Annotated in this window: 28 protein-coding genes; 11 read left to right on the top strand and 17 right to left on the bottom strand. The window is 71.8% G+C overall.

Features of this window, described 5'->3' with window-relative positions:
• Positions 1–26: 26 nt before the first annotated feature.
• A complete protein-coding gene (locus IEY78_RS03690; RefSeq protein ID WP_006601706.1) occupies positions 27–221 on the bottom strand; it encodes a hypothetical protein in 195 nt (64 codons plus the stop codon).
• A gap of 195 nt (positions 222–416) precedes the next feature.
• Between IEY78_RS03690 and IEY78_RS03695 the strand changes: the two genes are divergently transcribed.
• The gene (locus IEY78_RS03695) at positions 417–845 is read left to right on the top strand and encodes a YchJ family protein (RefSeq protein ID WP_189096053.1); all 429 of its coding nucleotides are present in this window, start codon (positions 417–419) and stop codon (positions 843–845) included.
• 34 nt (positions 846–879) lie between these two features.
• Here the strand turns inward: IEY78_RS03695 and IEY78_RS03700 are convergent, their stop codons facing one another.
• From IEY78_RS03700 to ku, 3 genes are all read right to left on the bottom strand, one after another.
• A complete protein-coding gene (locus IEY78_RS03700) occupies positions 880–1,254 on the bottom strand; it encodes an RNA-binding S4 domain-containing protein (protein WP_189096054.1) in 375 nt (124 codons plus the stop codon).
• Between the two features lie 69 nt (positions 1,255–1,323).
• Positions 1,324–2,583, bottom strand: coding sequence for an MFS transporter (locus IEY78_RS03705; protein ID WP_189096055.1), 1,260 nt, complete (start codon positions 2,581–2,583; stop codon positions 1,324–1,326).
• Positions 2,584–2,697: 114 nt separating this feature from the next.
• Positions 2,698–3,864, bottom strand: a complete 1,167-nt coding sequence (gene ku / locus IEY78_RS03710; protein ID WP_189096056.1) for a non-homologous end joining protein Ku — start codon at positions 3,862–3,864, stop codon at positions 2,698–2,700.
• A gap of 30 nt (positions 3,865–3,894) precedes the next feature.
• On the opposite strand from ku, the gene ligD reads away from it, so the two are divergent.
• Positions 3,895–4,842, top strand: coding sequence for a non-homologous end-joining DNA ligase (gene ligD, locus IEY78_RS03715; protein WP_189096057.1), 948 nt, complete (start codon positions 3,895–3,897; stop codon positions 4,840–4,842).
• A 129-nt stretch (positions 4,843–4,971) separates the two neighbouring features.
• Entirely contained in the window at positions 4,972–6,636 is a 1,665-nt protein-coding gene (murJ, locus tag IEY78_RS03720) for a murein biosynthesis integral membrane protein MurJ (RefSeq protein ID WP_373294057.1), read from the top strand.
• Positions 6,637–6,651: 15 nt separating this feature from the next.
• Here murJ and IEY78_RS03725 read toward each other — a convergent pair whose 3' ends face one another.
• Positions 6,652–7,080 (bottom strand): hypothetical protein, encoded by a 429-nt coding sequence (locus IEY78_RS03725; RefSeq protein WP_189096059.1) that lies wholly within the window; start codon positions 7,078–7,080, stop codon positions 6,652–6,654.
• 236 nt (positions 7,081–7,316) lie between these two features.
• Between IEY78_RS03725 and IEY78_RS03730 the strand changes: the two genes are divergently transcribed.
• From IEY78_RS03730 to IEY78_RS03745, 4 genes are all read left to right on the top strand, one after another.
• A complete protein-coding gene (locus IEY78_RS03730) occupies positions 7,317–7,946 on the top strand; it encodes a class I SAM-dependent methyltransferase (protein WP_189096060.1) in 630 nt (209 codons plus the stop codon).
• Positions 7,947–8,314: 368 nt separating this feature from the next.
• Entirely contained in the window at positions 8,315–9,193 is an 879-nt protein-coding gene (locus tag IEY78_RS03735; protein WP_373294051.1) for an endonuclease I family protein, read from the top strand.
• A 238-nt stretch (positions 9,194–9,431) separates the two neighbouring features.
• Positions 9,432–10,637, top strand: coding sequence for a D-alanyl-D-alanine carboxypeptidase family protein (locus IEY78_RS03740; protein WP_229699681.1), 1,206 nt, complete (start codon positions 9,432–9,434; stop codon positions 10,635–10,637).
• Positions 10,638–10,932: 295 nt separating this feature from the next.
• Positions 10,933–11,136 carry a cold-shock protein gene (locus tag IEY78_RS03745; protein WP_006601696.1) on the top strand — a complete coding sequence of 68 codons (204 nt, stop codon included), beginning with the start codon at positions 10,933–10,935 and terminating at the stop codon, positions 11,134–11,136.
• Positions 11,137–11,358: 222 nt separating this feature from the next.
• Here IEY78_RS03745 and IEY78_RS03750 read toward each other — a convergent pair whose 3' ends face one another.
• On the bottom strand, positions 11,359–11,553 hold the full coding sequence (locus IEY78_RS03750; RefSeq protein WP_189096062.1) for an antitoxin: 195 nt from the start codon (positions 11,551–11,553) through the stop codon (positions 11,359–11,361).
• Between the two features lie 359 nt (positions 11,554–11,912).
• Between IEY78_RS03750 and IEY78_RS03755 the strand changes: the two genes are divergently transcribed.
• Positions 11,913–12,233 (top strand): hypothetical protein, encoded by a 321-nt coding sequence (locus tag IEY78_RS03755; protein WP_189096063.1) that lies wholly within the window; start codon positions 11,913–11,915, stop codon positions 12,231–12,233.
• A gap of 112 nt (positions 12,234–12,345) precedes the next feature.
• On the top strand, positions 12,346–13,878 hold the full coding sequence (locus tag IEY78_RS03760) for an SDR family oxidoreductase (protein WP_189096064.1): 1,533 nt from the start codon (positions 12,346–12,348) through the stop codon (positions 13,876–13,878).
• 88 nt (positions 13,879–13,966) lie between these two features.
• On the opposite strand, the gene IEY78_RS03765 is transcribed toward IEY78_RS03760, so the two are convergent.
• The 3 genes from IEY78_RS03765 to IEY78_RS03775 form a co-directional block, all read right to left on the bottom strand.
• Complete coding sequence (locus tag IEY78_RS03765) at positions 13,967–14,425, bottom strand: spore-associated protein A (protein WP_189096065.1); 459 nt, start codon at positions 14,423–14,425, stop codon at positions 13,967–13,969.
• 229 nt (positions 14,426–14,654) lie between these two features.
• Entirely contained in the window at positions 14,655–15,515 is an 861-nt protein-coding gene (locus IEY78_RS03770) for a lysozyme (RefSeq protein ID WP_189096066.1), read from the bottom strand.
• A gap of 381 nt (positions 15,516–15,896) precedes the next feature.
• Positions 15,897–16,550 (bottom strand): transglycosylase SLT domain-containing protein, encoded by a 654-nt coding sequence (locus IEY78_RS03775; protein WP_189096067.1) that lies wholly within the window; start codon positions 16,548–16,550, stop codon positions 15,897–15,899.
• A 734-nt stretch (positions 16,551–17,284) separates the two neighbouring features.
• Here IEY78_RS03775 and IEY78_RS03780 point away from each other — a divergent pair.
• Positions 17,285–17,470 carry a hypothetical protein gene (locus IEY78_RS03780; RefSeq protein WP_189096068.1) on the top strand — a complete coding sequence of 62 codons (186 nt, stop codon included), beginning with the start codon at positions 17,285–17,287 and terminating at the stop codon, positions 17,468–17,470.
• Between the two features lie 146 nt (positions 17,471–17,616).
• On the opposite strand, the gene IEY78_RS03785 is transcribed toward IEY78_RS03780, so the two are convergent.
• From IEY78_RS03785 to IEY78_RS03815, 7 genes are all read right to left on the bottom strand, one after another.
• Positions 17,617–18,333 carry a transglycosylase SLT domain-containing protein gene (locus IEY78_RS03785; protein WP_189096069.1) on the bottom strand — a complete coding sequence of 239 codons (717 nt, stop codon included), beginning with the start codon at positions 18,331–18,333 and terminating at the stop codon, positions 17,617–17,619.
• 465 nt (positions 18,334–18,798) lie between these two features.
• Complete coding sequence (locus IEY78_RS03790; RefSeq protein WP_189096070.1) at positions 18,799–19,644, bottom strand: SRPBCC family protein; 846 nt, start codon at positions 19,642–19,644, stop codon at positions 18,799–18,801.
• Positions 19,641–19,958 (bottom strand): ArsR/SmtB family transcription factor, encoded by a 318-nt coding sequence (locus IEY78_RS03795; protein WP_189096071.1) that lies wholly within the window; start codon positions 19,956–19,958, stop codon positions 19,641–19,643. The genes IEY78_RS03790 and IEY78_RS03795 overlap by 4 nt, the downstream gene beginning before the upstream one ends.
• A gap of 58 nt (positions 19,959–20,016) precedes the next feature.
• Positions 20,017–20,916 carry an alpha/beta fold hydrolase gene (locus IEY78_RS03800; protein ID WP_189096072.1) on the bottom strand — a complete coding sequence of 300 codons (900 nt, stop codon included), beginning with the start codon at positions 20,914–20,916 and terminating at the stop codon, positions 20,017–20,019.
• An 86-nt stretch (positions 20,917–21,002) separates the two neighbouring features.
• Positions 21,003–22,241, bottom strand: coding sequence for a beta-ketoacyl-[acyl-carrier-protein] synthase family protein (locus IEY78_RS03805; RefSeq protein ID WP_189096073.1), 1,239 nt, complete (start codon positions 22,239–22,241; stop codon positions 21,003–21,005).
• Positions 22,238–22,444 carry an acyl carrier protein gene (locus IEY78_RS03810; protein WP_189096201.1) on the bottom strand — a complete coding sequence of 69 codons (207 nt, stop codon included), beginning with the start codon at positions 22,442–22,444 and terminating at the stop codon, positions 22,238–22,240. The genes IEY78_RS03805 and IEY78_RS03810 overlap by 4 nt, the downstream gene beginning before the upstream one ends.
• 296 nt (positions 22,445–22,740) lie before the next feature.
• Positions 22,741–23,202: a MarR family winged helix-turn-helix transcriptional regulator gene (locus tag IEY78_RS03815; RefSeq protein ID WP_189096074.1), complete on the bottom strand. Its 462-nt coding sequence runs from the start codon at positions 23,200–23,202 to the stop codon at positions 22,741–22,743.
• A 126-nt stretch (positions 23,203–23,328) separates the two neighbouring features.
• On the opposite strand from IEY78_RS03815, the gene IEY78_RS03820 reads away from it, so the two are divergent.
• Positions 23,329–23,739 carry an organic hydroperoxide resistance protein gene (locus tag IEY78_RS03820; RefSeq protein ID WP_189096075.1) on the top strand — a complete coding sequence of 137 codons (411 nt, stop codon included), beginning with the start codon at positions 23,329–23,331 and terminating at the stop codon, positions 23,737–23,739.
• Between the two features lie 91 nt (positions 23,740–23,830).
• Here IEY78_RS03820 and IEY78_RS03825 read toward each other — a convergent pair whose 3' ends face one another.
• Entirely contained in the window at positions 23,831–25,540 is a 1,710-nt protein-coding gene (locus tag IEY78_RS03825; RefSeq protein ID WP_189096076.1) for an amidohydrolase, read from the bottom strand.
• Positions 25,541–25,559: the final 19 nt, after the last annotated feature.

A 25,559-nucleotide genomic window follows, 5' to 3' on the forward strand; every position in this document is an offset into this window, starting at 1 on the left:
CGGGTGGGAGAGCCGGGCGGCAGCCCCTAGATCTTGATCCCCCCGAGGAGGTTGGCCAGGCTCGCGCCGCCGGCCTTGATGCTGGGCGCGATGGCGGAGCTGGCGAGGTAGAACCCGAAGAGCGCGGAGACCAGTGCGTGGGACAGCTTCAGGCCGTCTTTGCGGAAGAAGAGGAAGACGATGACACCGAGCAGGACGACGCCGGAAATGGACAGAATCATGGGGGTTCTCTCCTGGGTGGTGGGGACGGTCACCATGAGTTCTTCCAGCCTCACAGCACGTATCAAGCCACGAAAAGCTGCAAATGGGTGATTTATCGTTGAAATTCCCTAAATGGGCGCAGCTTTCGCGTGGGCCGCTTCGGCGGCCGCCCGGCGTGTCGCGGACCGCCCCCGCCGACCCGGCACAATCGGGGGGTGCCGAAACCGAAGAACACGCCCCGCCGCCCGGCTCCCGTCACCCCCGCCGCACCCTGCCCCTGCGGGCGCGCCGCGACCTACGGCGACTGCTGCGCCGCCTTCCACCAGGGGCGCGCCACCGCCCCGACGCCTGAGCGCCTGATGCGCTCGCGGTACAGCGCCTTCGCGGTCGGCGACACCGGATATCTGCTGCGCACCTGGCACCCGACGACCCGCCCGGCCGGACTGGACCTCGACCCGGCACAGCGGTGGACCGGACTGGAGATCCTCGGCACCAGCGGCGGCAGCGCCTTCCACACCGAAGGCGCCGTCGAATTCCGCGCGCACTACACCCTGCACGGCCACGCCGACAGCCAGTACGAGCACAGCCGCTTCGTCCGCGAGGACGGCCGGTGGGTCTATCTGGACGCCATGCCGCCCGGCTAGGAACGGGGCCGGTCCGGCGGCCCCGGGTGCCCTTTCAGCGGCCGCGCAGCTCGTCGATCTCGCGGCGCTCGCGCTTGGTGGGGCGTCCGGCGCCGCGGTCGCGGTGCGCGACCACCGCGACCTGCTCGCGCGGCGGCTCCGGCGGCGAGTTGTCGACGTAGCACTCCGCGGCGACGGCCGCGCCCACCCGCTTGCGCACCTGCCGCGCGACCACCACGATCCGCTCCCGGCCCGCGTGCCGCAGCCGCACCTCGTCGCCGTTGTGCACACCGTGCGCCGGCTTCACCCGTTCCCCGTTGACCCGGACGTGCCCGGCGCGGCAGGCCGCCGCGGCCAGCGAGCGCGTCTTGGTGAACCGTACGGACCAGATCCAGCTGTCGATGCGGGTGGTCCCCTCGTCTGAAGCCATATCCAGACTCTAGAACGCGCGCCAGCGGGAGAGACGGCCCGAGGCCGCTCCCGCCCGCGAGTTCCGGCCTCAGACGCGATCGACGGCGGCTCGGACCCCGGTCCCGGTGGGCTCGTCCCGGGACGTGTTCGCGCGGCGCGGGAGCAGCAGCGGGGTGGCCAGGAGGAGGACGCCGGCGGCGGCGATCGCGGTGCGGGGGCCGGTGGCGGCGGCCAGCAGACCCCACAGGGCGGTCACGGCGGCGATGGCGGCACTGCTGCTGATCGACCAGGCGGCCAGGGTGCGCGCGACCCGGTCGGGGGCGGTGTGGTCGAGCCGGGACGTCGCCAGCAGCGGGTTGAACACGCCGCAGCCGGTCACCACGCCGAGTTGGACGACGAGCACGATGGCGAGCCCGGGGACGCCGGGCTGTACGAACGCCAGGCCCAGCGGCCAGCAGGAGCGCAGCGCCCCGGAGGCGCGCAGCACCCGGTGCGGGCCGAACCGCGCCGCGAGGGGGTGCGCCAGGCGTGAGCCGAGCAGCCCGCCGACGCAGGGGGCCGCGAACGCGAGGCCGTACTGCCAGGGCGCGAACCCCAGGCGGCCCAGCATCAGTACGGCGAGCAGCGGCTGGGACGCCATGATCAGTCCGTTGACCACGATCGAGTTCAGGAACAGCGGGCGCAGCGCGGCGTGACCGAGGATGTGGCGCCAGCCCGCCAGCAGGTCGCCCGCGCGCAGCCGTGCCGCACCGGAGCGCTCGGGGACCGGTTCCGTCCCGCCGATGGCGCGGATGCCCAGCGCCGAGAGCAGATAGCTGACCGCGTCGGCCACCACGGTCGTCACCGGGCCGAAGAGTCCGATCGCGGCCCCGCCGAGCGGCGGTCCGACCATGGTCGAGGTCCAGGTCGTGGACTCGAACCGGCTGTTCGCGACGAGCAGGTCCGCCGGCGGCACCAGCGCCTTCAGATACGCGCCACTGGCCGCCTTGAACGCGATGTCGGCCGCGGCCGTGACCACCGAGACCAGCAGGAGCTGGGCGAAGCCGAGCCGGCCGAGCGCGAACGCGGCGGCGACACTCAGCAGCGCCGCGCAGCGGATCAGATCCATCGCCACCATGACCGGCCGCTTGCGACGGAACTCCACCCAGGGGCCGAGCGGCACCGCGACCAGCGCTCCCACGGCCCGCCCCGTGGCGGCCAGCGCCGCCACCTGGGCCGGTCCGCAGTGCAGTACCAGCACCGCGAGCAGCGGCAACGCCCCGAAGCCGAGCCCCGTGCCGTACGAGCTGACCGCGAACGCCGCCCACAGCCATCCGAATCGACGCCCCAGCGCCCGCCTGCCCGCCATACCCACCGCCCCCTCGCCGCACCGGACCGTCGGCGACGACCACCCGCATCTAAGCGAGGGGGAGAGGTCGAGGGCAAACCGGATCGGCGGGCTCGTCCGCGAGCGGACGGGCGCTCAGGCGGACGAGCGCCGGTCCGTCTTCTTGGCGGCGGTCTTCCGGGCCGCGGTCTTCTTGGCGGTGGCCGTCTTGGCGGTGGACTTCGCCCCGGTGGGCTTCTCGGTGGCGGATTTCGCGGTGGATTTCTTCGTGGTGCTCTTCGACGCGGCCTTCGTCCGCCCCGTGGCGTCCTGCGACGCGGTCGAGGTCTTCTTCGCCGCCGCTGTCTTCTGTGCCGCGGTCTTCTTCGCGGGGGCCTTCTTCGTGGCGGTGCTGCCGGATCCGCGGCCCGCGGCCTGCTCCGCCGCCCCGCTCTTCCTGGCGGTGCCCGAGCCCGCCGTGCTCTTCTTCGCGGCCTTCCGCCCCCGCAGGGATGTCACGGAGGCCGGCGCCGACGCCGTGTCGCCGCCCCCGCCCCGTGCCGCCTGCACGCTCTTCTCCAGGGCCGCCGTCAGATCGATGACCTGGGCACCGGACGTGTCGGACGCCGGGGCGGCCGGTTCCGTGCCCTCCAGCTTGGCGGCCACCAGCTCCTCGACGGCCTCGCGGTAGTCGTCATGGAGTTCCGCGGGATCCAGCTCGCCCAGGGAGTCCATCAGGGTCTCGGCCAGCGTCATCTCGTTCTCGCGGATCTCGACGTCGTCGGGCACCACATCGGTGGCGGGCCGGATCTGATCCGGCCACAGCAGCTGATGCATCACCAGCGCCCCGGCGTGCGCCCGCAGCATCGCCAGCGACTCCCGCCCGCGCATCGCCACCTTGCCGATCGCGACCTTCCGGTGGTGCTCCAGCGCCTCCCGCAGCAGCGTGTACGGCTTGGCGGCGGCCGCCCCGTTGGGCGCCAGGTAGTAGGACTTGTCCATCTGGAGCGGGTCGATCCCGGTGGGGTCGACGAACGACAGGATCGACAGCGTCTTGGCGGTCGGCATCGGCAGCCGGGACAGGTCGTCGTCGGTGATCGGCACGATGGTGTCGTCGCCGGGCGGCTGGTAGCCCTTGCCGACCTCCTCGTTCGGCACCTCCTCGCCGTCCAGCTCGCAGATCTTGCGGTACTGGACCGGCGCGCCGTCCTTCTCGTGAATGCGCACGAAGGAGACCGACGAGGTGCGGTCGGTGGCGCTGTAGGTCTTCACCGGGATGGTGACCAGGCCAAACGATATCGACCCATTCCAGATAGAACGCATCTTTCATCCCTTGTGTGGGATTCTCATGGTATGTCGCCGATCACGGTCGTGGAGGGGCGGCGCCTCTCGCTGACCAACCTGGACAAGGTCCTCTATCCGGGGACCGGCACCACCAAGGGTGAGGTGCTGCACTACTGCACCACCACCGCAGAACCGCTGCTCAGCCACCTCCGCGACCGGCCGCTGTCCTTCCTGCGCTACCCCGACGGGCCGGACGGCCAGCGGTTTTTCACCAAGAACGTGCCGCCCGGCACACCCTCCTGGGTGAAGACGTGCGAGGTCCCCCATTCGACGTCCGGACCCACTCGCCAGGTCCTGCTGCAGGACCTCCCCTCGCTGGTCTGGGCCGCGAACCTGGTCGTCGAGCTGCACACCCCGCAGTGGACGTCCCGGGCGCCGGGCATCGCCGACCGGCTCGTCCTCGACCTCGATCCCGGCGCCCCGGCCACCATCGTGGAGTGCTGTGTCGCGGCGCAGTGGCTGCGCGACCGGCTGGCGGCCGACGGTCTGGACGTCCACGCCAAGACCAGCGGGGCCAAGGGCCTGCACCTCCTCGTGCCCGTCGAGCCCACCTCGTCCGAGCGGACCACCGAGTACGCCAGGGCGCTCGCCGTCGAGGCGGCGGCGGCCCTCCCGGACCTGGTCGTGGACAAGATGACCAAGACGCTGCGCCCCGGCAAGGTCTTCCTCGACTTCTCCCAGAACGCCGCCGCCAAGACCACCGCGGCCGCCTACACCCTGCGGGCCCGCGAGACCCCCACCGTCTCCACCCCGGTCACCTGGGACGAGATCGCGGACTGCACCGACCCCCGCCAACTCACCTTCCTCTTCGAGGAGATCGGCCCCCGCCTCGACCGCCACGGCGACCTGTTCGCCCCGCTCCTCGATCCGGACCGGGCCCGTCCGCTGCCCGCCGCGACACCGTCCCGTGCGCGATCCGCGCCCCGGCGGCCCGGCCCCGCGCGCGAATCCCCGTAGATTGACGGCATGTTGGACGGGACATCACACACACCGCACACACCACATCCACCGCACGACACACTGCGGCTGCGTCTGCCGGACCGACCGGGCCGTTCGGCGGACGAGGAGATACCCGGCGGCGGAACGGTGCCCGGCGGGGCCGAGGACGCCGATACCAGGGCGTACGCGGCGACCGGAACGGACGGCGACCCGGGTGCGGGGCTGCGGCGCTCCTCGCTCCTGATGGCGCTGGGGACCGTCGTCTCCCGGGCCACCGGGCTGATCCGCGTGATGCTCCAGGCCGGCGCGCTCGGTACCGGACTGCTCGCCACCACGTACAACATGGCCAACACCATCCCGATGAGCGTCTACACGCTGATGATCGGCGGCGCGCTGAACTCGGTGCTGGTGCCGCAGCTGGTCCGGGCCAGGACCGAGCATCCGGACGGCGGCCGCGCGTTTGAACAGCGGCTGGTCACCCTGGTCCTGAGCGTCCTCGCGGTCGGCACCGTGCTGTCGGTCTGGGCCGCCCCGCAGATCGTCGCCGTCTACACGAGCGACACCCCCGGGAACCACGCCGCCTTCGCGCTCACCGTGGTCTTCGCCCGCTTCCTGCTGCCGCAGATCTTCTTCTACGGACTGTTCTTCATCCTCGGCCAAGTCCTCAACGCCCGGAACAAGTTCGGCGCGATGATGTGGACACCGGTGCTCAACAACGTCGTGCTGGTCACGATGTTCGGCCTCTACTTCGGCCTGCTGGCGGGCCCCGACCGGATCGAGGACATCACCCCGGGCCAGGTCGACTTCCTGGGCATCGCCACCACGGGCGGCATCGCCGTACAGGCACTGGCCCTGATCCCCTTCGTCCGCGCCGCCGGCTTCCGCTTCCGGCCGCGCTTCGACTGGCGCGGCAGCGGTCTGCGCAAGAGCATCGGGGCCGCCCGGTGGACGCTGCTGCTGGTGCTCGCCAACCTCGCCGCGATGACCGTCGTCACCCGCTTCGCCGGCGCCGCCGACCAGCAAAGCCCCACCGGTGGCGTCGGCTACACCGCCTACAGCTTCGCGCAGACCATCTGGATGCTGCCGCAGTCGATCGTCACCGTCTCGCTGGTGACCGCGCTGCTGCCCCGGATGAGCCGGGCGGTCGCCGAACGCCGCCTGGACGACATGCGCGCCGACCTCTCCCGCGGGCTGCGGATCAGCGGGGTCGTCATCGTCCCGGCCGCCTTCGCCTTCGTCGCGCTCGGCCCGCAGACCGCCCAACTCCTCTTCGCACACGGTGCCGTGGACGCGGCGTCGGCCGCGCCCGCCGGGCAGATGCTCCAGGCCTTCGGGCTCGGCCTGATCCCGTTCTCCGCCCAGTACCTGCTGCTGCGCGGCTTCTACGCGTTCGAGGACACCCGTACGCCGTTCCGGGCGGCGCTGTGCATCGCCGTCGTCAACATCGGCCTGGCCGCGGCCTGCCACCTGTGGCTGCCCACCCGCTGGGCGGTCATCGGGATGGCCGCGGCCTATGCCGTCGCCTACGGGGTGGGGCTGCTGTTCACCGCGGTGCTGCTGCGCCGCCGGCTCGCCGGTCGCCTCGACGGCCGGCGGCTGTGCCGCACCTACGGCAAGCTGGCGCTCGCCGCGGCCGCGGCCGGCGTGCTGGGCCGGCTCGTGGCCCGGGCGAGCTCCGGTGTGCCCGTCCCGGCGGGCTGGACCGCCGTGCCGGCCCTGGCCGCCGGCGCCCTCACCATGGCGCTGGCCTTCGTGCTCCTGGCCCGCGTGCTGAAGATCGCCGAGCTGCGCGGTCTGCCCGGGCTGCGCTGACCGGGCAGGCCGCCGTCACACCGCCCGGGGCCGCGGCCAGGACGCCCGGGCGGCGGCCCCGAGCCAGTCGATGACGGCGGCGACCGTGGTGTCACCGAGGCTCGCGATCTCCGCCAGGGCCGCCAGGTCGGCGTCCGCCGGAGTGATGCCCGCGGCGCTCAGCGCGGCCTGGAGCTCCTGCCGCCGCCGGTCGGGCATGGCCACCGGACCCTGCCGCTGCGCTCCGGGGAACGGGGGAGCCGGCGGCCGGTCCTGCGGGAGCAGCGGCCCGAAGTGCAGCCGGTCCTCCGGGCGGGGCGGCGGCAGAACGGGCTCAGCGGAGTACCCGGACGGGCGCTGCTGCGCGCTCGCCGGCGCACCGAGACGCTCCTCGGGGCGCGGGGGAGCGAGCACATAGCCCGGCGTGGCACCGTACGGCGGGGGAGTGGGGCAGAACTGCGACATAAGGGCCTCCACAACTCACGGTCCGAAGGGTTCGAAGGATTCAGGGGTCCGAAGGATTCGAGGGGTTCGAAGGTTCGGCGGGATCAGGTGAATCCGGGGAGTTTCCGGGATTCGGGGCATTCGGTGAACAACGTGTCAGTTCTTCGGAAGCCGGGCCGGGCCCGTCCGGTTGCAGGCCGGGTGCGAGTTCACCCGATAAGGCCAAAGTGCGCCGGTTGCCTCGCTACCGTGGCCGCATGCCGCGCACTCCGGAAGAACTCCCGAACCCGTACTGGAATCACAATGTGCACTATCACCGGCTGGTGCTCGGTGCCGTGCCGGACGGCTGTGCCCGAGCGCTGGACATCGGATGCGGCGACGGCTTGCTGGCCCGCAAACTCGCGCGGCGGATTCCCGAGGTGACCGGCGTGGACCGCTCGTCGGCGATGATCCGGCTGGCCCGCGAGGCCGGCGCCCGGTCCCCGAACGCCACCTTTGTCGAGGCGGATTTCCTGGCGGCGGACGAGTCCCTTCCGGGCGGGTACGACTTCCTCTGCGCCGTGGCCGTCCTCCATCACCTGGATTTCACGACCGCGGTCCGCCGTATGACCGCCCTGCTCGCACCCGGCGGACGCCTCGTCGTCATCGGCCTGGCCCGCACCCGGACACCGCTGGACTGGCTCATCAGCGGCGCGGGCGTGCCCGCCGCCCGGCTCCTCGCCCGGCGCCACGGCGGCATGTCCGCACCGTCGGGCATGCCGATCCAGGACGCGGACATGACCTGGGGTGAGATCCGGCGCGCGGCACGGGACATGCTGCCGGGCAGCCGATTCCGCCGCCATCTCCTGTGGCGCTATGCCCTGATGTGGGACAAGCCGCGTTCCTGAAGACGACTCAAAAGCAGACGCCAACTTGCCCGCCCAGCAACCCATTTCGTTCCCACGCGTGGATTTCCATGAGCGGTGCCCGTGTGCCCGCCGCTTCCCTCCCCGGGCAGCGGTGCGAACCCCTCCGCACCGAACATCTCCTGCCTCCGCCCCACCTGACGGGGTATCGGCAACAGTGCTGCGTTTCCGGGGTTTCGGGGGAATTCCGTGACTGTCACGGAGTGGGCACATAACCCTCTCCCCCTGTTCACGCCGTGATGATTCCGGTGATGGAAAGCTGCCTGCGGCTGTGTTTCCCCACGGCCGGCCCGGGTCGCGCCCCCACATTTCGCGACTCGACGCCACAATCAGGGGAGAGGACACACTTCGTGGACACCACATGCGTGACCCGTCGCGCCCGTATAGGACTGGCTCTCGCCATCGGTACGGTGCTGACGGCGGTGGTCGCACAGATCCCGGCCAACGCGACGGCCACCGAGTCCGTACACCGGCCCGCCGCCGCGCCCTTCGCTTCGCACCCCTCCCACGCCCTGCGTGCGGGCGACCACACGTCGTACGACGACACGTACTACAAGGACGCCGTCGGCAAGACCGGCCAGGCGCTCAAGGATTCACTGCACCGGATCATCAGCACCACCCAGACCGGGAAGCTGACGTATGACGAGGTCTGGGACGCCCTCAAGGACACCGACCAGGACCCGGACAAGAGCGGGAACGTGATCCTGCTGTACTCCGGCCGCTCCGCGAGCAAGGACGCCCACGGCGGCGGCGAGGACGACTGGAACCGCGAACACGTCTGGGCGAAGTCCCACGGCGACTTCGGTACCGACACCGGCCCGGGCACCGACCTGCACCATCTGCGCCCGGCCGAGGTCTCCGTCAACGGCGCCCGCGGCGACAAGGACTTCGACAACGGCGGGGAGGCGGTCCCCGGAGCCCCGGGCAGCCGCACCGACGACGACTCCTTCGAGCCCCGTGACGCGGTCAAGGGCGATGTCGCCCGCATGATCCTCTACATGGCCGTCCGCTACGACGGCGGCGACGGATTCCCGGACCTGGAACCCAACGACAAGGTCGACAACGGCACCGCGCCGCACATCGGCAAGCTCTCCGTCCTGAAGCAGTGGAGCAAGCAGGACCCGCCGGACTCCTTCGAGAAGCACCGCAACCAGGTGATATTCGACAAGTACCAGCACAACCGGAACCCGTTCGTCGACCACCCGGAGTGGGTCGACGCGATCTGGTAACCGGGACGCGGCCGCGTGGGCCGGGCCCGGCGGGACGACCGCCGGGCCCGGCCCACCGGTCTTGAGCCCACCGGTACCGGCCGCCGCGCCCGCCGCTGGAGCCCCCGCACATCGGATGGCGTATGCCAGGCAGCGACACGCCCGGGTCGTTTTTAGCGTGGGCGACATGTCTAGCGTGAGTTGGGCCCCCGTCAGAGTCGCCACCGCCGCCACTCTTTGTGCCGCCGGCCTGTGGGCCGTGCCCGGTCAGGCAGTCGCCGATGGCCCGAACGGCATCGACGACCTGCGGCCCGGAACGCACCTCGCCGATCCGGCCGCCGCCGACTACCGGCTGGACCGGCACGGAGTGCAGTTCCTGCCCAGGGCGGAGGCACCCGAGCCACCGGACCTCTCCGCCCTGTCCTGGATGGTGACGGACATGGCGAGCGGCAAGGTCCTCGCGGCCAAGAACGCCCACCGGCCGCTGCCGCCCGCCAGCACCCTCAAGACGCTGTTCGCCGTGACGGTGCTGCCGAAGTTCTCCCAGGGGGAGGTGCACACGGTCTCGCTGGAGGACCTGTCCGGTATCGAGTCCGGGAGTTCGCTCGCGGGTCTCAAGGAGGACATGCCGTACCACGTCGACGATCTGTGGCGCGCCGTCTTCCTGCGCTCCGGCAGCGACGCCGTCCACACCCTGGCGGCCATGAACGGCGGCTGGAACAAGACCATCGACGACATGCAGGAGACCGCGCACCGCCTCGGCGCCCGCGACACGCGAGTGGAGTCGGCCGACGGGTTCGACACGCCGGGCCAGGTCTCCTCCGCCTACGACCTGACGCTCTTCGGCCGGGCCGGTCTGCACAACCCGGACTTCGCCCACTTCGCCGCGACCAAGGAGGCCCAGCTTCCGCAGGACGGCGGCCCGGACTCGTTCGGCATCCAGAACACCAACCGGCTGCTGGTCGGCTCACACGGCGTCAGGCCGTACGACGGGCTGATCGGCGTGAAGAACGGCTACACCACGCACGCCGGCAACACGCTGATCGCCGCCGCCCGGCGCGGCGGCCGGACGCTGCTGGTCACCGTCATGAACCCGCAGTCCGGCGCCCCGAACGCGGTCTACGAGGAGACCCGCACCCTGCTGGACTGGGGATTCGAGGCGGCACCGCACACCGCGGCGGTCGGCGCGCTCCCCGCCTGGAACGCCGGCGACGCCGACGGCGGCGCGCTGAACGCCGCCCATCGGCAGGGGTCCGGAACGGCCCTGCACAAGGCGGCGATCGGTCCGGCGGACGCCGGATGGCAGGGGCGGTACTGGTGGCTGCTGTCGGCCGTCGGCGTCATCGCCCTCGCCGGGCTCGGCACCGGTGCGTGGTTCCGTCGCCGCAAGCTGCGCGAGAGCGAGCGGGAGCGCGCGGCCGAGCGTGCGGTCGAGCCCGAGGCCGAGAGCGTGGAGACCGGCTGAGACCGCAGCCCGCAGCATCGGGACCTGTCGCACACCCGTCCGATCGGTCAGGAATACGGAGGACGTGCGCTGGCCTTGGCCGGTGAACGGCGACGCGTCCGTCATGGTTGTACGGCCCGCCGGGCGTTGCTCGGTGTAGCGTCCTGATCAGCTGTCGTGGTTCCGAAGTGCCGGACGCCCGTGTCGCATTCACGGGCGTCCTTGCTGTGTAGCGCGTCTCCGGACCAGGGCGATCACCTCCGGATTCCGCAGCACGCGGAAGCCGACGCAAGCCCATTGAACGAAGGAGACGGACATGGCTTCCGGCACGGTCAAGTGGTTCAACTCGGAGAAGGGCTTCGGCTTCATCGCCCAGGATGGCGGCGGCGCCGATGTCTTCGCGCACTACTCCAACATCGACGCCACGGGCTTCCGAGAGCTGCAGGAGGGCCAGAAGGTGACCTTCGAGGTCACCCAGGGGCACAAGGGCCCCCAGGCCGAGAAGATCCGGCTGGCGTAGCCACCGCGGACTCACCTCTCGGTGCCCGCTCCCGATCCCGGGGGCGGGCACCGTCGCGCGAGGGGGCGGTGCCGCCTCACCCCATCGGCCCCGTCCCCGGCCTCCTGGGGGCACCGGGCGCGACCGGCCGGATGGCGCGGTGCTCATCCGTGCGGCGTACGACGGCGCGGCGGGAATGCGCCGCCGCCGGGCGGGCCGCTCAGGTGGTCAGGTCTGTGGTGGTCAGGGCTGCGGTGGCCGGTCCTGGCCCGGTCCGCTGCCGAACTGGTCCCTGAGCTTGTCCTGGCCCGTGTCGACCTGGCCCTTGTACTTGCCCTGGGTCTTGTCGTCGACCATGTCGCCGGACTTGTCGATGCCCTTGTCCGTCTGGCTTTCGTGGCCCTTCAGCATGCTCTTGATCTTGTCCATCATGGACATGATTCGTCCTCCTCACCACGGTCCCCCACGCCTCCAGCATCGTCCTGTCCCAGGGGATCTGCATCAGGGAGCCCGGCAGGCCGTCCACGGCCGGGGTATGGCACCGGCGCGGGGGCGGATTCCCGGGGGCCGGATGCCGTCGGCGGCCGGTGACCCGCGCTCCGGTGGCGCGGCGCGGCACCGCCACGGGGAACGGACGCCCCCTCCCGGGCACACGGCGGCGGGGGAGGCCCGCACCGTTCCCGGCCCGGAAGCGCGCCCGCCCACCCGAGTGGAGCAGTTGCCCGGCGGAAATTGCCATCAGCCGCCGTCGGCCCGCTCGACGGGCACGGCGCCGCGGTCCGGCTGAGAATGCAGCGGTGAGCGATGAACACCGCAGTGCCGAGGATCCCGCGCCGCGCGCCGTGTCGTGTGAAGAGGAACGACGGCTCGCCAGACAGGCGCTGGCCGGCCATGCCCGGAGCGCGGGCGACCTGTCGATGCTGATGGACATGCTGGGCCTGGACCCGAGCCGCGACCAGGACGCCGACGCGCCCTGCTGCCAGGAGACGGGCCACGGCCACGAGTGCGACGGCGGCGCGGCCGCCCGGACCGCCGGCCGCGCACGCGAACGCCGCCCCGAGCCGCGCCGGGACACCTGCCGCGACGCCCGGTCACCCTCGGGCGGCCCCCGGGGGTAGGCGGCACTCAAGGCCGGGTGCCACTTGCCCGACCGCCCCTGGCCCGCCCGCTCCCGTACCGACCTGACCGCACGTCACCCACGCACGTGCTCCACCCGAGGAGGCCGCGCAGATGTCCGGCACAGGCGACGCCCCCGCGCGGCCCGGGACCCGCCCACTCGCCCTGGTCACCGGCGCCACCGGCTACATCGGCGGCCGGCTGATCCCCGAGCTGCTCACGGCCGGGTTCGCCGTCCGCGCGCTGGCCAGGACCCCGGAGAAGCTGCGCGACCACCCCCGGGCGGCGGACATGGAGGTGCTGCGCGGCGATGTCACCGACGCCGAATCGGTGGCCACCGCGATGGACGGCGTCGACGTCGCGTACTACCTGGTGCACGCCCTGGGCAGCGGCCGGCGGTTCGAGGACACCGACCGCCGGGCCGCGCAGATCTTCGCCCGGCAGGCCCGCGCCGCCGGCGTGCGCCGGATCGTCTACCTCGGCGGTCTCACCCCCGAGGGCGTCCCCGAACAGCAGCTCTCCCCCCATCTGCGCTCCCGCGCCGAGGTCGCGGACATCCTGCTGGCGTCCGGTGTCCCCACCGCCGTCCTGCGCGCCGCGGTCATCATCGGCTCCGGCTCGGCCTCGTTCGAGATGCTGCGCTACCTCACCGAACGGCTGCCGGTCATGGTCACCCCCAGCTGGGTGCGCACCCGCATCCAGCCGGTCGCCGTCCGCGATGTCCTGCGCTACCTGGTGGGCTGCGCCCGCCTGCCCCACGACGTCAGCCGGGCCTTCGACATCGGCGGGCCTGACGTGCTCAGCTACCGCGACATGATGCAGCGCTACGCCCGCGTCGCCGAACTGCCCGAACGGCTGATCCTCCCGGTGCCGATGCTCACCCCGCGGCTGTCCAGCCTCTGGATCGGCCTGGTCACGCCGGTCCCGCCGGGCCTCGCCCGGCCGCTGGCCGAATCGCTGCGCCACGAGGTCGTCTGCCGCGAGCACGACATCGCCCGGTACGTGCCCGACCCGGACCCGCCGGGCCACCCGATCGCCTTCGACCAGGCGCTGCAGCTCGCGCTGCGCCGGGTACGGGACGCCGAGGTGGCCACCCGCTGGTCGAACGCCGCGGTGCCCGGCGCGCCGAGCGATCCCCTGCCCACCGACCCCGACTGGGCCGGCGGCAGCCTCTACACCGATCTGCGCGAGCGGACCGTGGACGCGCCCCCCGACGCGCTGTGGCGGGTGGTCGAGGGCATCGGCGGCGACAACGGCTGGTACTCCTTCCCGCTCGCCTGGGCGGTGCGCGGCTGGCTGGACCGGCTGGTCGGCGGGGTGGGGCTGCGCCGCGGCAGGCGGGATGCCCGCCGGCTGCGGGTCGGCGACTCGCTCGACTTCTGGCGCGTCGAAGAGGTCGCCCCCGGGCGGCTGCTGCGGCTGCGCGCCGAGATGCGGCTGCCCGGACTGGCCTGGCTGGAACTGACGGTCGGCCGCGACGACCGGGGCCGGACCCGCTACGGCCAGCGGGCCCTCTTCCACCCGCACGGACTGACCGGCCATGCCTACTGGTGGTGCGTCTCGCCCTTCCACGCCGCCGTGTTCGGCGGCATGGCCCGCAACATCGCCGCGGCCGCGGAGGCCGAACACCGCGCCCACGGCGAGTGATCCGGCCGCGCGGCCACGGCATGCCGAGAGCGGGCCCCCGGGAGCCGACGCCCCTGGAAGCCCGCCCTGGTGGGTTGCCCCGGTGAACTCAGTGACCGCGGTGGTGCGTCACCACACCGGCCGCGAACCGGCCGCAGTTGGAGCCGGAGACATTGACGCTGACGGACTCGATCGAGCCGCCCCAGTCCACGCAGATGCCCTTCCCGGGCAGGTAGACGGGACCGGCGTACGAGGTGTACTTGCCGCTGTCGTAGACCCACGGCGAACTGCCGTCGGTGGCCGTGAGATAGGCGTACATCTGCACGGGCTTTCCGGTGGCGTTGCGCACCGTCACGACGCAGTTCTTTCCGGTCTTCGCGTTGTACGTCAGGAACACGGTCCCCTTTCCGGTGACCGGCACGGAATTCACCACGCTGTAGCCGCTTCCGCAGGCTCCGTTGTACGCGGCGGCCTTCGGCGCGGCGGTCGCGGTGGTGGCCGTCGCCATCGTGGCGATTCCCGCGACGGCCAGGATTGCGGATCCCGCGATGGCATGTGAACGCTTCATCTGAATACCCCCGTTGGGTGCGGTGCCTTGCGTGGTCGTTGCGCAGTGTTGGACACCGGCCCGCCGTGGATGGTTGCACGGCATCGTGAATTCCCGTTATTTCCGGCCGATTTGCGATCAGGATTTCCGTGAATTCTGTGACGCCAGGGGCAAATGAGGTAGGAGAAAGGCCGGTCCCCGGCGCCGCGGAGGGCGCCGGGGACCGGCCTGGGTGGTGGGGTATCCGGGGTCAGCTGCCGTTGGCGAGGACCTTGAGGCGGCTGTACGTCCCGTTGAAGCGGTTGCGGTCGCCCACCGTGTGACCGGAGGAGGTGTGCTGCCAGATGCTGTGGAAGTGCCAGCCGGCGGGCAGTGCGCCGACGGAGGAGCCGTAGCGCGGGATCCACAGCGGAGTCGTCCGGCCGAACTTTCCGGAGTTGCCGGTGCAGCGCTTCCACCAGTTGGTGGAGGTGTAGACGACCGGATAGCGGCCGGTCTCCTCCCGGTAGGTCAGCACGAAGTCGCGGATCCAGCTGACCATCGCCTTGTGGCTCTTGCCGTAGCAGGTCGCACCGTAGGGGTTGTACTCCATGTCGAGCGCGCCGGGCAGCGTCCGGCCGTCCCGCGACCAGTCGCCACCGTGGTCGGCGAAGTACTCGGCCTGGGAGCTGCCGCTGGAGTGGTCGGGCAGCGCGAAGTGGTACGCGCCGTGGATCATGCCGGCCTTGAACGAGCCCTTGTACTGCTGCGCGAAGTACGGGTTCGTGTAGCTGGTCCCCTCGGTGGCCTTGACATAGGCGAATCGCACACCGGACCTGCGCAGCCCCGACCAGCCGACCTTGCGGTTGTGGCTGGAGACGTCGACGCCGGCCACCGACCTTCTGGACGACATCCGCGGCGCCAGGCCGCCGGCCCGGAGGGTGCCGAGACCTTCGTGGGCCACGATGGTGGACCCCATCCAGTCCTGGTCGGGGTGGGCGGGTCTCTTCCCGGCGTCCTGCGCGGTGGCGGCACCAGGCAGCGCGAGGGGCAGCACGGAGAGAAGAGAAGCAAGAGTTCCGGCCGCAATAGGGACAGTACGGCGGGCCGGACCGGATCTGCGCAAGGGCATCGCATGCCTCCGAAGGCCTTCGGTTGAGTCAGGTTCGGCAGCTTTTGAGCAGAATCCTGCCGATAAGAGACTTATACGCAGAACTGCCTGACGCTATGACCCAACAGGCCGTCAGTCCGCCGACCGGCCCCGCATCTCACTCGTCTGGCGGCCGCCGACGGCCGCCCGCGGCCGGGTCCGCGCACCTCTCCGGGACAGAGCGAAGCGGGCCCCGGCTGTGCCGGGACCCGCTTCACCGCGCAGCGGCGAACGCGCCATTTCGCCGCTTCGCAAGCTGCCATGTGCAGAGCCTGTCGGCTCGTTGTGGGTCCGTCATTCCCGTTGCCTCATCCGGCAGGGCCGGTCGGGGCGGGTGGGTGACGGCGCATCGGCTCGCTCGGCTCAGTAGGCCGAGTTGACGTTGTCGATCGAGCCGTAGCGGTCGGCCGCGTAGTTGGCCGCGGCGGTGATGTTGGCGACCGGGTCGGTGAGCTTGTCGGCGGTTCCGGCCACGTGGTACTGGTCGAACGTGGGCTGGATCACCTGGAGCAGACCCTTGGACGGTATGCCGTTGACGGCGTTGACGTCCCAGCCGTTCACGGCGTTCGGGTTGCCGCTGGACTCCCGCATGATGTTGCGGTGCAGGCCCTCGTAGGAGCCGGGGATGCCCTTGGCCTTCATGATGTCCAGGGACTGGCGGATCCAGCCGTCCAGGTTGTTCGGGTAGTCCTTGACGGCCTTGCGCTCGGTGGAGCGGTTCGCGGCCTGCTGGGCGCTGTGCTGCTTCGCGACGGCGGTGACCTTGACGTGGTCGGCGACCGAGGCGGTCACCGGGCGGCCGGTCTTCGCGTCGTCGGCCTTCGCCGGCTGACCCTTCGCATCGACGGGCTTGACCGCGGCCGGAGCGTGCTCAGAAGCGGCCTGAGCGGTGTCCGGGGCCGAGGTGAGGGCCAGGCCGGAGGTGGCACCCGCGGCGGCCAGGACGGCCACGGCGATCTTGTGGGTGCGGGTGATGCGGGTGATACGGGCAGCGCGGGGCAGGGTGAAGCTGGGCATGCAGAGTGACCTCTTCCAGGTACTGGGGACGGGGAGGCGGCCTTCTTTGGCGGCGCGAGACGAACCGGAGGTCTTTGCTGCGTCCGCCGTGCGGCGTGAATCGCAAACTCGCTCTCAGTGCGTCGGAATCCATGGTTAACGCCCGTCCCGAATTGAGGCAATGGTGCTCTGTACTACTCAACTTCGTGAGAGAAATATGCATCCCGGAAGTAATGAGTGTGTGCGGCTCCGTTGACCCGGAATGGCCGCAGGATATCGACTAGGCGGGCTCGTAAGTGACGTACGTCGCGTGCCTCGGGTCACCTGGAAGGGGCGGTAAAGCCCACTGCGGACGGGGCTATAAGTTGCCTGGCTCACACCGGAATTAGCTTTCGCCGGGGCCGATTTACCCGCCGACCGCGGCCCATTTATCCGGATGGCGGCCGGGCGTGGCGTATCGGGACCCCTCAAATGCGGTGGCAGGTGCGGTGACAGGCACCGCGTCCGGGCCCGCGAGGGCGGCGATTGTGCCCTGGTTCACGCACGCGGCACGTCCGGCCCACGGCGGCGGTCGCCCGGGCACCCGGAACGAGGGCGGCGGCGCCCGCTCCGCCGTTGGTGAGCGCGCGCTACGGCGATACGGCGGTGGTGCTGGGCCGTTCGCAGCAGCGTCCGGGGCTGTCGCATGACGGGGGCCCGTCCGCTCCCGGAGGGTGGCAGCGCACACCGTCCACACTCAGCGTAGGGAAGTGCTCATGCTCCGTCGTCTTGCCGTCGTGCTCACCGGTCTCCTCGTCACGGGCTTCCTCGCCGCCGGCCCCGCCGTCGCCTCGCCGGCCGACGGCCACCGCCTCACCGCCAAGGAACGGGAGGGACTTCGGGCGGCCGGCGAGGTGCTCGACGCGCTCTTCGGCGGCCCGGGCCCCTCGGACCGCTACTGACGCGCGGTGGCCCCACACCACGACAACGGCAGTGGCCCCACCCGCGAGTTGCGGGCAGGGCCACTGCCGTTGCCGAGTCGGGTGCCGCCGCCGCGGCACCCGGGTTCAGTCTGTTCCGACCGTCCGCACGGTCGGGTCTTCCCGGCTCAGTAGGCCGAGTTGACGTTGTCGATCGAGCCGTAGCGGTGCGCCGCGTAGTTGGCGGCGGCGGTGATGTTGGCGACCGGGTCGGTGAGCTTATGGGGCGTACCCGCGACGTGGTACGTGTTGAAGGTGGGCTGGATCACCTGGAGCAGGCCCTTGGACGGGATGCCGTTGATGGCATTGATGTCCCAGTTGTTGACGGCGTTCGGGTTGCCGCTGGACTCCCGCATGATGTTGCGGTGCAGGCCCTCGTAGGAGCCCGGTATCCGCTTGGCCTTCATGATGTCGAGCGACTCACGGATCCAGCCGTCGAGGTTGTCGGCGTAGCGCTTGGGGGCGGCCTTCGGCGCGGCCTTGGGGGCGGCGGCCTTCGGCGCAGCGATGATCTTGCGGTCGGCGGACCGGTCGGCCGCCTGCTTGGCCGTGTGGCCCTGCTTCGCGACGGCGGTGACCTTGAGGCCGGCGGTCAGCGACGAGGCGACCTGGCGGTCCTTCGCGCCGTCGTCGGCCCGGTCCTGCGCGGTGAGCGGCAGACCGTTGGCGCTGACCGGCTTGACCCCGGCCGGCGCCTGCGCGGCGGTGGTCTCGGCATTGCCGGGCGCCGCGGTGAGCGCCAGGGCGGCGGCACAGCTCGCGGACGCCACCACCGCAGCGGAGATCTTGTGGGTGCGGGTGATGCGGGTCGTGCGGAGGGTGCGGGGCAGAGTGAAACCAGGCATGCGGATATGACCTCTTCCAGGGCTGGGTAGCGGGGGGAGACGGCCTTCGGTTGGCGCGTGAGAACCGAGGGTCATGGCCGCGTTTCGCCGTTCTGGCTGAGGCCGCAGGCTCGTTCTCGGTGCTGTGCGGAACATGGTTAACGCGAGCCCTGGATGGTGGCAAAGGTGCCTTGTACTACCTATCTTCGTGAGATAGAGCGAGATGTCCGTTGTAAAGATGGCGCTCTGCGGTAAACGCCGGGAAGGGCATCGACTAGCGGTGCTCGTACGTGACGTACGTCGCGTGCCATGCATCACCCGGAGCGGACGCCGAAGCCTTCTCCGGAGCCTTGCGAAGTTGCCTGGCTCACACATCGGAGAGGCTTTTCCGCGGGGGTGGCGGCGGTGCCGGAGCTGCCTAGTGCACGCGCCCCCTGCGGAATCCGCAGGGGGCGCGAAGAAGCGGGGCGGGGGAAATGCGGAAGGTCAGTCGCCGAGCAGCCGTGCCGCGAGGTGCTCGATCCGGTCGTGCCAGGCGTCCAGCGCGGCGGCGGTGTCGAAACCGCGCGGGCCGGTCTGGGTGAGGACGAGCCGGGCGCCATGGCCGGTGCCCCGGCCCAGCTCCCAGCGGACTGTGCCCAGCGGATGCCAGCGGTAGACGAGCACCGACGGAGCGTGCACCTCGGTGACGGGCCCGGCCGCCTCCCCGGCGGTGAAGCCCTCTGGCGCCGGCGCGTCCACCGCGGGCTCCGCGCCCGAGGTCAGCGCGGCCCAGACGGTCCTGGCGGGCTTGACCAGCTGGCGCTCGAAGCGGATCCGCGGACCGTCCGCGGTGTCCTCGACCACGCCGTGCCCGAGGTCGAACTGCTCGACGTAGGCCTCGTGGAGTTCACCGGCGTCGCGCGCCACGGCGGGCGGGGCGCCGTCGAGCAGCTGCGAGAGCGCGGTGAGGCACAGGTGCCAGCCGGACGCGAAGCTGGCGCCGCCGAAGCGGTCGCCGAAGGTGTGCACCAAGGTCAGCAGCGAGCCCTCGCCGTCCGGGGCGATCTCCCAGCGCAGATGGTCCTCACCCCAGGTGAAGGCGAACAGCCGCGGCTCCTCGGCGTCGGTGACCGTCCCGGTCAGGGCGACCCCGCTGACGCCCGGCATGGTGAAGGTCATCGCCCCGCCGGGCCGCAGCTCCACGGTGACCTCGGCGGGGAACCACTGCCCGATGTGCGCCGGGTCGGTGATCGCCGACCAGACCTTCGCGGGCGGGTGCGCGAGGCGGCGCTCCATGCGCAGGGCGGTGCGGCCGTCGGAGGTGGTGAGGGTGTCGGAGTGCGGATTCATCGGGGGTCGTCCTCCATGGCGTCGAGATGCCGTTCCAGCGCGTCCAGGGTCCCGGTCCACAGATGGCGGTAGTGGGCGAGCCAGGCGTCCAGCTCCGCCAGCGGCTCGGGCCGCAGCTCGTACCAGCGGCGCTGGGCGTCCTGCCGGACCCGGACCAGCCCGGCCTCGCGCAGCACCCGCAGATGCTTGGAGGTGCCGGGCTGGCTCAGTCCGAGCCGCTCCGTCAGCTCGCCGACCAGGCGCGGCCGCTCCAGGAGCAGGTCGAGGATCTCGCGCCGGCGCGGCTCGGCGAGTACGTCGAACGGTATGGGCATGCCGCCAGCATGCCGCTCCGGCTATATAACCGCAAGGGAATGTACCGGGCGTGGTGCCTCAGACACACGCCGGATCGGCCGGCGACGACTCCCTGCCCGCCGCCGGTGCGAGACAGGGCGCCGAGCTGAGCGGGCCGTCGGTGAAGAACCGGGCCGCCAAGTCCGCGACGTCCTGCGGGCGTTCGAGCACCACCCAGTGGTCGGCGTCCGGAATCGTCAGGAAGCGGCTGCCCGGGATGGTGGCCGCGAACGCCCGCTGGCGGGCGGGGGAGGTCACCGTGTCGTGCTCCCCGCTGAAGACGAGGGTGGGGATCCCGGTCAGGCCGCCGGAGAAGTCCGGACGGTCCTGGAGCCCGCGGCTGAGCGCGGCGGCGGCGTCCCCGGAGTGGCGGGCCGCGTGCAGTATCGAGCGCCGGACGTAGCGGTAGGCCAGCTTGCGGTGGGTGACGTGCCGGCCCGCGTCCAGGCACATCAGCCCCTCGGTCACCAGGGTGGCGAAGGTCTCGTCGTCACCGCGCAGCAGATGATCGGCGGCCCGCTGCCACAGCTCCCGCTGCGCCTCGCTGATGTGGGCCGGGACCCCGCCGAGGGCGAGCCGTGCGATGCGTCCGGGGAAGCGCCGGGCGCAGCCGAAGGCCACGCCCGCGCCGTAGGAGAAGCCGAAGAGATTGATCCGGGGGACGCCCAGATCGTCGATGATCCGCTCGATCGCCGCGCACACCACGTCGATGCTCGGCCCCGGGGGCAGCGGATCGGCGCTGCCCATGCCGGGCAGGTCGGCGGTCACCACATCCGCCACCGGCCCCAGGTGGTCCTCCATCTGCGGCCAGCCGAACATCCCCTGGAGCGCGCCCCCCAGCACCAGCACGGGCTCGGTGGTCCACCGCGGCTGCCGCAGCCGCCGGTAGGAGTAGGACAGCCCGCCCACCGACAGGGCGCGGATCGTTTCCTCGGACATGGCAGTTTCCTTCTCGCGGCACCGGCGGGGCGTGCGCGCCGACCGGGTGTGCGGTGGTGGTCCAGGCGGGACTGTGAAGACAGCCCCTAGCGGGTCAGTACCAGCGCGGCGTTGTGCCCGCCGAAGCCGAGCGACGTCTTGACCGCGCAGTCGAAGGACGCCGGGCGGGCCTCCTTGCGCACGATGTCGATCGGGATCCGCGGATCGGGCACCTCTAGATTGGCGGTCGGCGGCACCAGCTGCTGTTCCAGCGCGAGCACGGTGAGCGCCGCCTCGATGCCGCCGGCGGCACCCAGTGCGTGCCCGGTCATCGCCTTGGTGGAGGTGACCAGGGGGTGATCGCCGAGCACCCGCCGCAGCACGGTGGCCTCGACCCGGTCGTTGACCACCGTCGAGGTGCCGTGCGCATTGACATGCCCGACGTCGCCGGGCTGCACCCCCGCGTCCGCCAGCGCGGTCCGCAGCGCCCGCTCGATGCCGTTGCCGTCGGGGTCCGGGGCCACCGCGGAGTGGGCGTCGCTGGAGGCGCCGTAGCCGCGCAGCCGGGCGCGGACCGGTGCCCGGCGCGCCCGGGCGTGCTCGGGGCGCTCCAGCACCAGGAGCCCGGCGCCCTCGCCGACCACGAAGCCGTCCCGGCCCGCGTCGAAGGGGCGGCAGGCGGTGGCCGGGTCGTCCCGGCGGGTGGAGACCGCCTTCATCTGGCAGGCGCTGGCGATCAGCAGCCGGGACAGCACCGACTCCGCACCGCCGGCGATGGCGATGTCGCAGACCCCGGCGCGCAGCAGCTGGTGGGCGGTGCCCAGGGCGACGGTGCCGGAGGAGCAGGCCGTCGCCACCCCCAGGCTGGGGCCGTGCGCGCCGAGATCGGTGCAGACGCTGCTGGCGGCGCTGTTGACGACGGTCAGCGGGGCGAGCTTGGGCGAGACCCGCCGGGCGCCGCGCCCGGCCATCGCCACGTGCTGCTGGTCGTAGAAGGGCAGCCCGCCGTGCGCGGAGCCGATCACCACCGCGACGCGCTCGCTGTCCCAGGACTCCGTGTCGAGCCCGGCGTCGGCGACGGCCTCCCGGGCGGCGATCACCGCCAGCTGCGAGAAGCGGTCCATCAGCCGCTGGGTGGCCACACCGAGCAGCCCGAGGGTGTCCAGATCGGGGACCGTGTACATGAAGTCGCAGGGCAGATCGGCGAGTTCGTCGTGCCGCGCCACTCCGGAAGGCACCGTGTCCTGGGTGACGGAATGCCAGGTGGCCTTCGCGCCGACGCCCGCGGCGGTGACCAGTCCCAGTCCTGTGACGGCCGCGGAGAACGGCTCCTGGCGGCCTGTCATGCCGGGACTTTGCCGTCGACGGCCGCGACCAGCTGGCCCACGGTGTTCCGCGGGGTCAGCGACACCTCGTCCAGGTCGATGTCCAGCCGTTCCTCGATGAGCACGCGGAGCTCTTCCAGTGCCAGGGAGTCCAACCGCAGGCTGCGCAGCGCGGCCCCGTCGGTGATGTCGCCCGAGGAGACCCCGAACCGTTGGACCAGCATGGTGGTGACAACTTCTGCCGCTTTCACGTGGAGCTCCTCCTTGCCGTAGGCGATGCTGCCGACCGCGTCGTGGGCGGGATCTCACCGGCGGCTCCGGCTGGTTTGACCACCCTTTATACGCCTTTGCCCTGATGACTCCCCAACTTTGGTAGCTCAATGGGGTGATGAGTGCACCAGGGTGGACAGGGCGTGCGTGCCCCGCCTTGCGGACGGCGCGGAAAGCACCTACGTACGTAACGCCGCGGACCCGCGAGAGGTACGGGCCGCGGGGCTGCGGACTCGGGGGAGCGGTGGGGTCAGGCCTCGTCGAGGGCGCTGGTCACCCGCCCCAACAGGCCCTGGAGCGTGCGCAGTTCCTCGATCGTCAGACCGGTCGCGGCCAGCATCCGGCGCGGCACCGGCAGCGCCCGGGCGCGCAGCTCGTCGCCGGCGGGCGTGAGCTGGACGGTGACCGAGCGCTCGTCCTCACTGCTCCGTTCGCGCCGTACCAGCCCGGCCGTCTCCAATCGCTTGAGAAGCGGGGAGAGGGTGCCGGAGTCCAGCCGCAGCCGCTCGCCGATGGTCTTGACCGGCTGGGGCCCGTGCTCCCACAGGACCAGCATGACCAGGTACTGGGGATAGGTCAGGCCCAGGTCCTTCAGGGCGTCCCGGTAGACGCCGCCGAAGGCGCGCGAGGCGGCGTGCAGGGAGAAGCAGACCTGGTGGTCGAGGCGGAGCAGTTCGGCGTCGGGCACCGGTGGCCTGGTCGTAGGGGTCATGGGTCCAGGTTAGCTCGCCCGGCCATTTAATTGCGCACAACTTAGTTGCGTACAATTTAAATGTGTGCGACTGTAGTGCTCATCGGACGGCCGGGAAACGGCCGCCGCGCCACGAAGGGAACCGTGATGGACGCGCTGTACACCGCTGTCGCCACCGCCAACGGACGCGAGGGACGGGCCGTCAGCTCCGACGGCCGGATCGACCTCGCCCTGGCCATGCCCCCCGAGCTCGGCGGCAACGGCGCGGGCACCAACCCGGAGCAGCTCTTCGCCGCCGGCTACGCGGCCTGCTTCGCCAGCGCGATGAGCAATGTCGCCCGCCAGATGAAGATCGACACCAAGGACGTCTCGGTCACCGCCGAGGTCTCGATCGGCAAGGACGGCACGGGCTTCGGCCTCGGCGTCGTCATGCGCGTCGAGCTGCCGGAGACCCTCGCGGGCGAGACCGGCCGCAAGCTGGTCGAGGCCACGCACGAGTTCTGCCCGTACTCCAAGGCCACCCGCGGCAACATCGACGTCGAGCTGGTCATCGAGTAGCCGCGCGGGCCGGCCCCGCGGTCTCGCGAGGGCCGGTCCGGTGGGCACGCGGCGCGGCCGGGGCGTGGGGGCTCCGGCCGCGCCGTTCTGCTCAGGCGTCGTCGGCCGCGTACACCCGGCTCCCGCCGACGAAGGTCTGGAGCACCCGGGTCGCGGCGATCTCCTCGTCGGGGCCGTCGAACGGGTCGCGGTCGAGGACGGCCAGGTCGGCCAGCATCCCGGGGCGGATGGTGCCGGTGTCGTCGAGGTGGTTGGCGTAGGCGCTGCCGGCCGTGTACGCGGCCAGCGCCGCACCCAGGTCGATGCGCTGCTCGGGCAGGAAGGCCGGTGCCGCGTCCGGGCCGTCCGGCGTCCGCCGGTTGACCGCGACATGCAGGGCGGCGAGCGGGTCCGGGGAGCTGACCGGCCAGTCGCTGCCCGCCGCGAGGGTGGCGCCCGAGCGCAGCAGATCCCCGAACGGGTACTGCCAGGCGGCCCGTTGGGCGCCCAGGAAGGGGATGGTCAGCTCGTCCATCTGCGGTTCGTGGGCCGCCCAGAGCGCCTGGATGTTGGCGGTCGCGCCGAGCCGGCGGAAGCGCGGGATGTCCTCGGGGTGGACCACCTGGAGATGGGCGAGGTGGGGCCGGGTGTCGGTCCGGCCATTGGTCCGCCGCGCCGCCTCGACCGCGTCCAGTGCCTCGCGTACCGCCCGGTCGCCCAGGGCGTGGAAGTGCACCTGGAAGCCTTCCGCGTCCAGCCGGGTGACATAGGTGCACAGGTCCTGGGGGTCGATGAACGAGATGCCGCTGTTGTCGGAGGTGCAGCCGCAGGACGTGAGGTAGGGGCTGAGCATGGCGGCGGTGTGGTTCTCTGCGATGCCGTCCTGCATGATCTTGACGCTGGTCGCCTGGAGCCGCCCACCCGTCAACTCCTCGCGCCGCGCCAGCAGTTCGGGGATCTGCTCCGCGCCGCGGTCCCGCTCCCACCACAGCGCCCCCCGCACCCGCGCGGTGAGCTTGCCCTCGCTGCGGGCGGCCACGTAGGCGGGGGTGGCGTCGGGCGCCCCCGGGGCGCGGCCCAGCATCGCGTCCTGCCAGGCGGTCACCCCGTAGCCGTGCAGCAGCTCCTGCGCCCTGAGCAGCCCCGCGGTCCGCTCGGCGAGCGTCGGCTCCGGCACCAGATCACCCACCAGCCGCATGGCCCCCTCCTGGAGCATGCCGGTCGGATTGCCGTCGGCGTCCCGCTCGATGCGCCCGTCGGCCGGGTCCGGCGTGGCGGCGGTCACCCCGGCGCGTTCCAGCGCGCGGGTGTTGGCCCAGCCGCCGTGGTGATCGCGGTTGACGAGGAACACCGGGCGGTCGGGGACGAGTTCGTCCAGGAACTCGCGGGTCGGCATCCCGCCGGGGAACGCCTCCAGGGACCAGCCGCCGCCCGTGATCCACGGAACCCGCGGATGCGCCGCCGCGTACGCGCTGATCAGCTCGCGGTACGCGGGGGCGGTCTCGGCCGCGCTCAGATCGCACAGCGCCAGCTCCAGCCCGCCGCCGACCGGATGGATATGGGCGTCCTGGAAGCCGGGGATCAGCAGCTTGCCGCCCAGATCGACGACCTCCGTGCGCGGCCCGATCAGCTCGCGCACCGCCGCGTCGTGCCCGACGGCGATGATCCGCTCCCCGCGGACCGCCACCGCGCTCGCCCGGGTCCGCGCGGGGTCGACGGTGTGGACGGGGCCGGAGAGGAAGACGAGGTCCGCGTGGTGGTCGCCGGCGGATCCGGAAGCGGCGGCGGTCGGGCCGGTCTGCGCGGTGGTGCGGAGATCCATGAGTGTGTGGCTCCAGTGG

The sequence above is a fragment of the Streptomyces kronopolitis genome, from assembly GCF_014646275.1.
GTDB classification, from domain to species: domain Bacteria; phylum Actinomycetota; class Actinomycetes; order Streptomycetales; family Streptomycetaceae; genus Streptomyces; species Streptomyces kronopolitis.